Origin of the sequence: Lactobacillus acetotolerans DSM 20749 = JCM 3825, assembly GCF_001436775.1 — a bacterium.
GTDB lineage: Bacteria > Bacillota > Bacilli > Lactobacillales > Lactobacillaceae > Lactobacillus > Lactobacillus acetotolerans.
Map to the genome: position 1 here is coordinate 22,940 of NZ_AYZC01000014.1, position 11,450 is coordinate 34,389.

General features: G+C 36.6%; 9 protein-coding genes and 1 tRNA gene. 8 read left to right on the forward strand and 2 right to left on the reverse strand.

From position 1 onward, the window contains the following. Window positions 1-3: 3 nt before the first annotated feature. The 6 genes from FC77_RS03425 to guaB all read left to right on the forward strand — a co-directional run bounded on the left by FC77_RS03425 (window position 4) and on the right by guaB (window position 7,203). Window positions 4-2,976: an LTA synthase family protein gene (locus FC77_RS03425; RefSeq protein WP_056970136.1), complete on the forward strand. Its 2,973-nt coding sequence runs from the start codon at window positions 4-6 to the stop codon at window positions 2,974-2,976. A gap of 263 nt (window positions 2,977-3,239) precedes the next feature. Continuing rightward, complete coding sequence (tyrS, locus tag FC77_RS03430; protein ID WP_056970137.1) at window positions 3,240-4,502, forward strand: tyrosine--tRNA ligase; 1,263 nt, start codon at window positions 3,240-3,242, stop codon at window positions 4,500-4,502. A 68-nt stretch (window positions 4,503-4,570) separates the two neighbouring features. Then, window positions 4,571-4,643, forward strand: a tRNA-Thr gene (locus tag FC77_RS03435). Between the two features lie 10 nt (window positions 4,644-4,653). Continuing rightward, entirely contained in the window at window positions 4,654-5,235 is a 582-nt protein-coding gene (locus tag FC77_RS03440) for an endonuclease III domain-containing protein (protein WP_056970143.1), read from the forward strand. 85 nt (window positions 5,236-5,320) lie between these two features. Then, the gene (locus FC77_RS03445; protein WP_056970138.1) at window positions 5,321-5,974 is read left to right on the forward strand and encodes an HD domain-containing protein; all 654 of its coding nucleotides are present in this window, start codon (window positions 5,321-5,323) and stop codon (window positions 5,972-5,974) included. An 86-nt stretch (window positions 5,975-6,060) separates the two neighbouring features. Next, on the forward strand, window positions 6,061-7,203 hold the full coding sequence (gene guaB / locus FC77_RS03450; RefSeq protein WP_056970139.1) for an IMP dehydrogenase: 1,143 nt from the start codon (window positions 6,061-6,063) through the stop codon (window positions 7,201-7,203). A gap of 91 nt (window positions 7,204-7,294) precedes the next feature. Here the strand turns inward: guaB and FC77_RS03455 are convergent, their stop codons facing one another. Both FC77_RS03455 and FC77_RS03460 read right to left on the reverse strand, forming a co-directional pair. Continuing rightward, the gene (locus FC77_RS03455) at window positions 7,295-8,611 is read right to left on the reverse strand and encodes a C1 family peptidase (protein WP_056970140.1); all 1,317 of its coding nucleotides are present in this window, start codon (window positions 8,609-8,611) and stop codon (window positions 7,295-7,297) included. Window positions 8,612-8,756: 145 nt separating this feature from the next. Further along, window positions 8,757-9,185: an Hsp20/alpha crystallin family protein gene (locus FC77_RS03460; protein ID WP_054681637.1), complete on the reverse strand. Its 429-nt coding sequence runs from the start codon at window positions 9,183-9,185 to the stop codon at window positions 8,757-8,759. A gap of 232 nt (window positions 9,186-9,417) precedes the next feature. On the opposite strand from FC77_RS03460, the gene greA reads away from it, so the two are divergent. Together greA and FC77_RS03470 are read left to right on the forward strand one after the other, a co-directional pair. Then, on the forward strand, window positions 9,418-9,879 hold the full coding sequence (gene greA, locus FC77_RS03465; RefSeq protein ID WP_056970141.1) for a transcription elongation factor GreA: 462 nt from the start codon (window positions 9,418-9,420) through the stop codon (window positions 9,877-9,879). 115 nt (window positions 9,880-9,994) lie between these two features. Then, window positions 9,995-11,347: an MFS transporter gene (locus FC77_RS03470; protein WP_056970142.1), complete on the forward strand. Its 1,353-nt coding sequence runs from the start codon at window positions 9,995-9,997 to the stop codon at window positions 11,345-11,347. Window positions 11,348-11,450: the final 103 nt, after the last annotated feature.

Sequence of the window (11,450 nt, forward strand, 5' to 3'; positions counted from 1 at the left end):
AACATGAAAAAAAATAAAAAAACATTAAAGGTTGTACAGATTATTTGTTTGCTTGCTGCAGCCCTCTTCATGCTGATACAGATGTATAGCCTAAAGGCAGCGGCCAATAGGACGCATTACTCATTCTTACGCTTTCTGCCTGGGATGGCACGCAATGCGACTATGATGTTAGTGCCGATGGTTTTTGGTGCTGTATTTAGTAAGAAGAAGGTACATCCAAGCGAGAGCTTTAAGTATTGGATTATGGCGATTATCACCTTAATCGTTTACTACTTGGCTTTCTTCTTTAAAGACCCAACTCATTTTCTTATGTGGCGATTATGGGGAGTGTTCTTCCCAATCATTGCAAGTACCTCGGTTCTTTTATCCGGCTTAATTTTTAGTATGCTGGTTCAACCATATTTGTATGATTTGCAACATAAACTATCTGAAAAGCAGAATTTGCTGGTACTTAGTTTCTTGACATTAATGGGCTTTGCCCTTAGTGCAGGAACTATGCAGTTCTACTATTCTTTTTATGGCTTATACCTTATTTTATTCTTTGCTTGGGGAATGTTTCTTTCCCACATTCACATTACTAGAAAAGCCTTTTGGCTTTCTGTTTTAGCAGGAATAATTTCTTTCTTCGTTGTATTAATCGGTGTCCCCGGTTTCAATGCTGTCTACTGGTCACAAGTACTTGGGCATAAAGGTGCTGGTGAGTGGAATAGTCAATTCTTAAATAACCCAACATCACCGTTTATGTTTCTAATGGTACTTGCAGCTTTTCTCATTTTTAGAAAAGTGATTGTTACCTTTAGTGCACGGCAAATGCGTTATATTATCCCGGTAGTTGTATTCATGGACGCTCCAATTTCATCAATGTTCATGAATGGTTTTAGGATTACCAATTCATCTGCTGTTAATAAGATCATCATGATATTTGTCATGTTACTCGTATCTTGTTTAGTTGGTTGGCTGTATGATCGCTACCTGTTTAAATTTAAACCATTTGCACGTGCCGTTGATTATCTAAATCAGCATGATAGTTTGCCAGAACTGCTTCAAACAGTTTGGAGTAAATTCTCAAGATGGGTTATTAATAATCGGGTCAATATTCTTACTTGGGCCTGGTTCTATGTTTTAAGTTTTGCTTCATTCTTGATTGAATCAGACAAGATGCGAATCCAAATAAATACTGCGACTGATATTAATGCCGCTGTTTATTTACTTGGAACTAAATTCTTCGCTATTGTTTTGACAACAATTTTCCTTGATGCCTTATTTACAATTCTTTACTTTATTACTACTCGCTACTGGACTTCTAATATTTTAGTCAGCGTCATTACAATTGGTTGGGCTATTGCCAACAAGATCAAGTTAAATCTTCGTGGTGAACCAATTTACCCAACTGAAATTAATGAAGTAGTTAACTGGAAGACATTGGTTCCAATGATTGGCAAGACTATGCTGATCGTTATTGCAGTTGCATTAATCGTTGTAATTGCACTTGATATCTTTCTTGAAGTTAAGTTTCCAATTAAGAAGAAGGGATCATGGAAGAAACGTGGTATCTGGGCACTTCTCAGTTTGCTTTTATTCTTAACCCCAATGCGGTTTAACCATGATGGTGGTATGATTTATCACATTAATCATGATTTTGATAATAAGCAATCCTTTAGGAACCCTGAACGGGATATTCAAGTTAATGGTCCAGTTCTGAACTTTTTGAACTACATTGACTTGCAAGTTATGAATAAACCTGCAAATTATTCTCCTTCAGCCATTAATCATTTGGATGAGAAGTATAAGAAGGTCGCTGCTGATATCAATAAGGGTAGAAAGAACAACGTTAAGAAACAAACGGTCATCTTTAACTTGAGTGAAAGTTTTGTTGATCCGTATACCTTCCCAACGGTAAAGATTGATAAATCTGCTCCAAATCCAGTTAAATTTATTCAATCAATGAAGGGCCGCTCTACTTACGGTAATATGCTTAGTGCAGGTTACGGTGGTGGTACTGCCAACATGGAATGGGAGACTTTGACAGGACTTAACATGGGAATGTTTAAGTCAACGTTGACGCCATATGTTCAAGTTGTACCTAACTATTCATTCTACCCAACTATTGGAATGAACTTTGGTTATAGTTCAGCTGTTCACCCATTCATTGGTACTTATTACTCAAGAATTGAAGATTATCATAGATTTAAGTTTAATAAATTTGCTTACTTGGGTTCCAAGTACAAGATTATTGACCAAAAGAAGTTAGGTAAGAGTACTTATAATTCTGATTACACAACTTACGATAATGGTATCAAGCAGATCAATGAACGTAAGGGTGGTCAATTTATCAATTTGATTTCAATTCAGAACCACATGCCTTATAACAACTGGTATCCAAGAAATGAATACATGGGCAGAGTTTCTGGAGACCTCTTCAACACAGCTGCTGTTCGTTCACAGATGGCTACCTATATCAAAGGTACACAATATACTGATAAGGCTGTAAAAAAGTTTATTGGCCAAATTGATAAGATCCATAAGCCAATTACTTTGGTCTTCTATGGTGACCACTATCCAAGTGTTCTGTCACAAAGTTTTACCGCTCAATATCCGGTTCAAATGCACTCTACTCGTTACTTCATTTACTCTAACAGGTATGCTCGTGAACACGGTGCTAAGACGAAGTTACCTACAAGAACTAATAATTATGTCAACACCAGTGACTTCATTGCCATGATGTTGCAACAAACTAATTCTAAGGTAACCCCTTACCAAGCTTTGCTTACTGAAATTCATAAAGAACTTCCTGCAATCACGATCAACTTTAATGGTGATAAGGGTTATGAATTGATTAATGAACACGGTCATCCAGTTGAATATAAGACTTTAACTAAGAAGCAAAAGGCTCTTATTAATGACTACGAAATGATTCAATATGATATGACTGCTGGTAAGGCTTATGGCTTGAAGGCAAAAGGTTTTTACAAGTAATTCTTTGGTTGACTGGTTAAAGAAAAATTAGTAAGATCAATTATAACAAGATTAGGTAGCGTTTCGATTCAGCGTTCAGAGAACTAGCGGTTAGTGTAAGCTAGGCAGATCGAAATTGTGAATTACTATGGGGTAGTTCCCGTAAAGACTGAAATAAGGCACTTTAATAAGTGCAAACGTGGGTGGTACCACGGCTAATAAAAATATTTAGTCGTCCCTGGATTCTTTGAAATCTAGGGGCGTTTTTTGTTGGAGGAAAAACGATGGCAAAATTTGATATTTTAGAAGATTTGAAGTGGCGTGGAGCCATAAATCAGCAAACAGATGAAAAAGGCTTACGTAAGTATTTACAAACCCATGATAATTTGGCTTTGTATTGTGGAACTGATCCAACAGGGGATTCGTTACACGTTGGTCACCTTATTCCGTTTATGATTTTAAAGAGGTTTCAAATGGCAGGTTATCACCCAGTTATTTTGATTGGGGAAGCAACTGGTTCGATTGGGGACCCATCTGGTCGTAATTCTGAACGTGTTCTTCAAAGTGCTGCAACGATTGATAAAAATAAAAAAGCTATAACTAAACAAATGAAGAATTTGTTTGGGACTAAAAACTTTGAAATCGTTAATAACATGGATTGGTTAGGCAAGATGAACCTGCTTGATTTCTTACGTGATTACGGTAAGTTATTCCAAGTAAATAACATGTTGGATAAAGATGTTGTTGCCAGCCGACTTAAGAATGGTATTTCTTTCACTGAATTTTCCTACCAAATCTTGCAAGCAGTTGACTTCTATCATTTAAATAAATATAACGGTGTTCAATTACAAATTGGTGGTGGTGACCAATGGGGAAATATCACTGCTGGGATTGATTTGATCCACAAGTTGGAGGGCCCTGATAGACTAGCTTTTGGTTTGACCATTCCTTTGATGGTTAAGGCCGATGGCACTAAATTTGGCAAGTCTGCTGGTAATGCTATTTGGCTTGATCCGAAAAAGACTAGTCCTTACGAATTTTATCAATTTTGGATTAACCAAGATGACCGCGATGTTGTTAAGTATTTGAAGTACTTTACTTTCTTAAGCCATGAAGAAATCGATGATTTGGCTGAAAAGACCAAGAAGGAACCTTGGAAGCGTGAAGCTCAAAAAAAGCTGGCTGAAGAGGTTACCAAGTTTGTTCATGGTGAAAGTGGCTTGAAAGAAGCACAAATGATTACCGATGCCCTGTTTTCTGGTAATATTAAGAACCTATCGGTTAAACAAATTGAGCAAGGTTTGAAGAGTGCCCCAGCTGCAGAAGCTGCCGACTCTAAACAAAATATTGTTGATTTCTTGGTTGGTACAAAGATTGAACCTTCTAAGCGGCAAGCACGTGAAGATGTAAAGAACGGTGCCATTTATGTTAATGGTGATCGTGAGAAGTCAATTGATTATGATGTTGATCCGTCTAGTGCTTTTGATGGTAAATACGTTATTATCCGTAAAGGTAAGAGAAAGTACACTTTAGTAAAAATTAAGTAATTAAATTTTAAGAATGAAGAAATCCACTAGGAAGTAAATTCTTAGTGGATTTTTGATACAATAAGATTGCCACTTTAGCTCAGGAGGTAGAGCACCGCCGTGGTAAGGAGGAGGCCCCCAGTTCAAATCTGGGAAGTGGCTTGGTGATAATATGTTTAGCAATAAACAAATCAGGAATATTTACAATCAATTATATAAAAAACTTGGCCCGCAACATTGGTGGCCTGCAGATAGTGACGTTGAGATGTTACTGGGCATGGTATTGGTGCAAAATACTAACTGGAATAATGCTGCGAAGGCATTAAAAAATATTTCAACTGCTACCAACTTTCAGTTAGATAAGATATTGAATCTCTCGGATAAAGAATTGGAAAAACTAGTTATGCCGAGCGGTTATTATCACAATAAAGCCAAAACGGTGCGTAATGTGCTTGGCATGTACCAAACTTCTTTTTCTGAATTAAAGAAGCTGGATACAGACACACTAAGGGAAAAATTACTTGCAATTAAGGGTGTGGGTGAAGAAACTGCTGACGTAATGCTGCTTTACTTATTTAACCGACCAGTTTTTGTTGCTGATAATTATACCCGCAAATTTTTCTCTAAATATTTTAAGCAAAAATTTACCTATGCTTCCTTGCGAAAAAATATAATGAAAAACTTTGCTTTTACGGTTAAGGACGCACAGGAATTTCATGCTTTGCTTGATGTTTATGGCAAGCAGAATAAATAATAGAAGCATTTTGTGAGCTAGGAATGCACTTTCTCGTGGTATTCTTAATGCACTAATAGAATAAAAAAATGAGAAAGGGTAGATTATGGATCTTACAAGAATTGTTGATTTTGTTCAAAAGCAATTAGAGGGTGAAAAGACCGGGCATGATTTTTATCATGGTCAGCGTGTGGCTCATTTAGCTAGCAAGATGTATTTAAAAGATCATCCAGATGCACATGAAAATAGCCGTGTGGTGGCCATTATTAAAACAGGTGGATACTTACACGACACAATTGATGAAAAGGTCTGTGCAGATCCAGCAGCTGTTGTCGCCAAGATTAAAAAACTATTACCTGAGGTTGGTTTTGAAGAATTGGAAGTAAAAGATATTTTATTTACAATTCAACACATGTCTTTTTCGCAAAATATTGAACATCATTATGAATTGCCCCTGACCGGACAATATGTTCAGGACGCTGACAGAATTGAGAGCTTAGGTGCCATTGGAATTGCCCGTGCTTTTACTTATGGCGGTAAACATGGTAATGAAATTTATGATCCGAAGATAAAAGCACAAAAATTAGTAAATCATGATCAATATCGGAAGCATACAGAAACAACGATTAACCATTTTCATGAAAAGCTTTTTACTTTAGAAAAATTAATGAACACGGAAAGCGGCAAAGTTGAGGCTCACAGAAGGACAGATTATATGCGCTACTTTGTTGATGAATTTATGGATGAGTGGAATGTTTAAAAATTTTCGCTTGACCAAGTTTTCAATGGCTAGTAAGGTTAGATTAATTTAAGTTAATTAAACTAAGTAGAAAGAGAGTCTGTTCAATGTCAAATTGGGATACGAAGTTTGCTAAAAAAGGTTTGACTTTCGATGATGTTTTGCTAATTCCAGCAGAAAGTCATGTTTTGCCAAACGAAGTAAATTTAAGTACAAAGTTAGCCAATAATATAAAGTTAAATATTCCCTTGATTAGTGCCGGAATGGACACTGTTACCGAAGGTGCAATGGCAATTGCAATGGCTCTTCAAGGTGGTCTGGGTGTCATTCATAAGAATATGTCTATTACCGCTCAAGCTGGAGAAGTTGCCAATGTTAAGAGTGTAGTTGTTCCACCTAATGCTACTAAAGCTGCAGTTGATGCCAAGAATAGATTGTTGGTTGCTGCGGCTGTTGGTGTCACTAGTGATACTTTTGAACGAGCAGAGGCATTGCTTGAAAAGGGTGCAGATGCAATCGTAATTGATACTGCGCACGGTCACTCTGCCGGTGTTATTCGTAAAATCAAGGAAATTCGTAAACATTTTCCAAAAGTAACTTTGATTGCAGGCAACGTTGCTACCGGGGATGCTACACGAGCACTCTTTGATGCCGGTGTTGACGTAGTTAAAGTTGGGATTGGCCCCGGTTCAATTCGTACCACTAGAGTTGTTGCTGGTGTTGGTGTTCCGCAGATAACCGCTATTTATGACGCAGCAACAGCAGCTCGTGAGTACCACAAGCCAATTATTGCTGATGGTGGCATTAAATATTCTGGTGACGTAGTTAAAGCAATCGCTGCTGGTGGTAATGCCGTTATGCTCGGTAGTATGCTTTCAGGTACTACAGAAGCTCCTGGCGAGGTCTTTGAAGATAATGGTAAGAAGTATAAGACATATCGTGGAATGGGATCAGTTGGTGCCATGGCACAAGCTCACGGCTCCTCAGACCGCTACTTCCAAGGTGGTGTCAATGAGGCTAATAAGTTAGTTCCAGAAGGTGTTGAAGCCAGGGTCGACTATAAGGGCGATGTTTCAGATATTGTCTTTCAAATCGATGGTGGTCTTCGTTCTGGTATGGGTTATGTTGGTGCAGCTACTATTCCAGACTTAATTGAAAAGGCGCAATTTGTCCGGATTACTAATGCGGGCTTGCGTGAATCACATCCACATGATGTTCAAATGACTAAGTCAGCACCTAATTACAAGTAAATTTGGATAATTTTTAATACTTGTAAGTATTAAACAAAAAGAAGGAAGATCATTTTGATCTTCCTTCTTTTTGCGTAGTTTAATAACTTAATTAAGCCAATGAATCCCAAGCCGGTAGGTTAGTAACAGGACCTTCGGCGATCTTTTTTTGTTCATCGGTTAAGTACTTCTTATGGACAACAACTTCGTAAACATAGTCATTGAACCAGTCGTTGTTCATAACAAAGAAGCCCTTTGAGCCAATCTTATTGCCCCAAGAATTCTCTACTTTCCATTGACGAATATTACCTTTATCTTCATCAACACCTACAAAAGTCATGGCGTGTGAAACTTCGCCGCCCCCAGTTCTTAATCTGTCAGCTTTAGACATATCGAGGTTAACACCAAATAAATCATTTAGCTTATATAGATTAGTATCTAAATAACCGGTTTTGCGGTTCATTTGCCGTAAAACATCATTACCAAACCAAACAGCTTCACCATCTTTTAGTTGGCTAACAGTTGCAGAAGATAAATATTCCATCGGAACGTTTAAAAGCTTAATCTTGTATGAACCTTCAACATTATCTTCAAATGGCAGACCATATAACTTATTGTATTCATGGTCAGGTGCATTTGTTAAGACAACGTAATCATCAAAGTCAACGTCACCTAAATATTTGTGTAAGAATTCCAGTGGGGTTAAATCTTTATCGAGATGATATTTCTTGTCATCATCGCGGTATTCAAGGTCGAACTTCTTAGGTGGTTCACCAACGGCAATAGCTGTCATACGGTAAACCTCGTTTAAAAACTTTTCCCGGGTCTTTTCGATTTCGTCATCTTTGCCATCTTGTTTTAATTTTCGTAAAACAAGTGCATCTTTTTTCATTTTGTCGCCCAATGCAGTTGCAAAACCGGTAGTGTTATTTGCATTAAAGCTTTCCGGCATTGCATATGAAGGGATAACACCATATTTAGCAACTAAAGCAGCAGCCATTTGGAATTGACCACCATCACCACCTGCGTCATCTAAATATGCTTTAACAGTACGTGAATCAATTGGTTGATCAGCAGTAGCTAAGATATTGTCATAGAAAATATTAGCACGTTCAATTTTATCCCAGAAAAAATTATAAGATTGTGAGAAAGTGAATTTTTTTGCCTTATATTTTTTACCAAAAATATGCCGTAAAATGTTTAAAGTTGCAAATTCCCAACAACGGCCAGAATGTTCTTGGTTAGTAACATTATCGGTCTTTAATTCCGTTGAAAATACCCGGTTTAAATTACTTTCAACCCGGTCATTATAGGAAGCTTCAAGGACACCGTTATGTTGGGCGGCACGAGCAACGACTTTATTTTGTGGGTTAGAGTTAAAATTGGCAGAGAACTTTTCCAGTTCCTGCACAGTTAATTTATGAGCCATTTTTAAAATTCTCCTTTTTTAATCTTTTTTTAAATTACTTACTATTTTATTCCAAAAGAAAAACGAGTTCAATTACTGAACTCGTCTTAGAGAATTATTTGTATTGGCAACTTATCTTTGAACTTCTTGCGATTTGTATAATAAGTTAATCAATTTGAATTGAATTGTCGCCATTACCTGCACTTTGTTTTGGTAAGGTGATAGTCAATACACCATTATCATACTTTGCATGGATGTTACTTGCAACCACATTTGGTAATCTAAAGCTCCGAGAAATGTGACCTTCCATTCTTTCTTTGTGGATAATGCTATTGTCTTTCTTGCTGTTATCCTTGAAGGATTTTCTTGAGCCTGATATGCTAAGAACACCATCATTGTAGTTTATATTGATCTTGCTCTTGTCCATCCCTGGCATATCAACTTTAACGGTGTATTCCTTGTCATTTTCTGCAACATCGGATTGCATCATCCTTGACATCTCCCTGTTATCGAAGAAATTTCTTGGAAAATCAAGCCAATCATTCATTGCATCAAAAATATCATTGTTATTACGGTTCATCATATCGTTTGCCATAATTTAAAGCTTCCCTTCAAAATTTTATTTTATTTAATTTATAAGGAATATTGTTTGTATCTCTTATTCCTTACACTTATTATTATAGTACCTTTATAAGGAAAATAAACCATTTAGCACTCAAAAGTGTATAGTGCTAAAAAATGCAGTTAATTACTGCTATAATAGCATTTATAGCTTGTGGATAACTGCAGCGTATAGTTTATTTAGAAGTGAAAGGTGTAAATTTAAGATGGTTTACTTTCAAAAAATGACCCCAGAAGGTTATAAAAAAATTGAAGATGAAATTGCTAAGTTAAAAAAGGATCGTCCCCATAGAATTAAAATTTTACAAGAAGCACGATCTATGGGTGATTTGTCAGAAAACACTGAGTATACAACGGCTAAACGTGAATTGGGTCACCTGCAAAGTCGTTTACGTTATTTAGGTAAACAATTAAAGTATGCTCAAATTATTAGGGCTAAAGATGATGGAAAAGTTAATTTAGGTAAAAAGGTAGTACTTAAATTTGCTGACGACGAAGAAACTGAAAAATATACGGTAGTTGGTCGAATGGAAGCTGATTTGGCACATGGTAAGATTGCATTTGATTCACCTTTAGGGCAGGCAATTATGAAACAAAAAGCAGGGACGACCGTCGAAGTATCTGCTCCTGCCGGTAATTACAAGGTAAAGATCATATCTGTTAAATAAGTTATATAAGTGGATGCAATTAGCAAATGCTGACAAATACGTAAATTCCTAAAATATCGGTAAGTGCTTTCCCTTGAAAATGCTATTATGGGGTTGAGAAGAGAGGGGGGGCAATATGTTTAAATGGATTTTAGAACAGCCTGATTCTAAAAAATTAGTTCCTAAAGATAAAATTGCAAGTACGTATAAATGGCACCAACTAGGTGTTTTGCTTGCTACTTGTATTGGTTATATTGGTTACTACATTATTCGTTTAGTTTTTACGACTGAGCAAAACGATATAATGAAGGATTATCATTTTACTACGGCTGATATTGGTTTAATTCTCTCGTGTTTCGGTATTGGCTATGGTATTGCCAAATTATTTATGGGTGCCTTAGCCGATAAATGTGATTCCAACCGTTATCTAATGCTGGGATTACTTTTATCCGCTATCTTAAATATTTTCTTAGGTTCAACCCGTAACCTTTACTTAATGATGTTTCTAATGTTTTTGATTGCTGTTACTCAAGGAATGGGTGCTGCTGCTTGTCAAAGGATGATCCAATTATGGTGGGGCCCAAGAATGCGTGGAACCATGTATTCAATTTGGTCATCTGCCCATAATGCTGGTTCTTTCATTTGTGTTGCGGTTGTTCAACTTGCAACTTTCTTGTTCGCTGGCTCTATTTCGGCTGTCTTTTACACAGCGTCAGTTGTTTCCTTTGTTATTTGTATTTTGATTCTAGTTTTAGGTGCTGATCGACCGAAAGTAGTTGGCCTGCCCGACATTTCCACTTACACTGGCGATAAAGTTATTCTGGGAAATGGGAAAACATCAACGTCAGATTCAACTAATTTAAGCATTAGTCAAATTTTTATTAAATATATTTTAAAAAATAAGTTAGTTTGGGCAGTTACCCTAACATCGATGTCTTTGTACTTGGTTCGTTATGGTATCCAAAGTTGGATTCCGTCATACTTAGTTCAAAATAAAGGCTTTGATCCTGCTTTTGCTAAGTGGGTAATTGGAATTTTTGAATTAGCTTCAGTACCTGGTGTCATTATCATTGGAGCCATTTCTGATGCCTTAAAGGGTCACAGAGCTTTGGTATCTATTGCTTGTGTAATTGGTGTATTGATTTGTTTGACCGTTTATTTCTTTACTGATAACCATACTCTAATCATTGCTGCATTAATTATTATGGGCAATTTAATCTATGCACCACTTACTCTTGTAGGATTAATGATTAACGAGGTTGTACCTAAGTTTGCGGTAGGTGCTTCAACTGGATTTATGGGCTTCTTTCAATATATATTTGGGGAGACCCTTGCCACAGCTTTAATTGGTGTTTTGGTTAATAAATTTGGTTGGTTCGCAAGTAATGCTGTCTTATATATTGCCTCTGGTTTAGCCATTTTATTCCTTATTTATACCGCAATTAGTGAAAATAAGATGCGGAAAGAAGCAATGGCAAAAAATAAATAAAAATAGTAATTTATGTAGATATATAGATAAGAAGTAGGGTTAATAGCCAATGTCATTAAGTTAAGACATTGACAAAGCTGATGATACTTTTTAAGACATTTAT

Coding starts and splice junctions, on each gene's coding strand:
- FC77_RS03425 (WP_056970136.1), top strand. CDS start 4: ATGAAAAAAAATAAAAAAACATTAAAGGTTGTACAGATTATTTGTTTG.
- tyrS (WP_056970137.1), top strand. CDS start 3,240: ATGGCAAAATTTGATATTTTAGAAGATTTGAAGTGGCGTGGAGCCATA.
- FC77_RS03440 (WP_056970143.1), top strand. CDS start 4,654: ATGTTTAGCAATAAACAAATCAGGAATATTTACAATCAATTATATAAA.
- FC77_RS03445 (WP_056970138.1), top strand. CDS start 5,321: ATGGATCTTACAAGAATTGTTGATTTTGTTCAAAAGCAATTAGAGGGT.
- guaB (WP_056970139.1), top strand. CDS start 6,061: ATGTCAAATTGGGATACGAAGTTTGCTAAAAAAGGTTTGACTTTCGAT.
- FC77_RS03455 (WP_056970140.1), bottom strand. CDS start 8,611: ATGGCTCATAAATTAACTGTGCAGGAACTGGAAAAGTTCTCTGCCAAT.
- FC77_RS03460 (WP_054681637.1), bottom strand. CDS start 9,185: ATGGCAAACGATATGATGAACCGTAATAACAATGATATTTTTGATGCA.
- greA (WP_056970141.1), top strand. CDS start 9,418: ATGGTTTACTTTCAAAAAATGACCCCAGAAGGTTATAAAAAAATTGAA.
- FC77_RS03470 (WP_056970142.1), top strand. CDS start 9,995: ATGTTTAAATGGATTTTAGAACAGCCTGATTCTAAAAAATTAGTTCCT.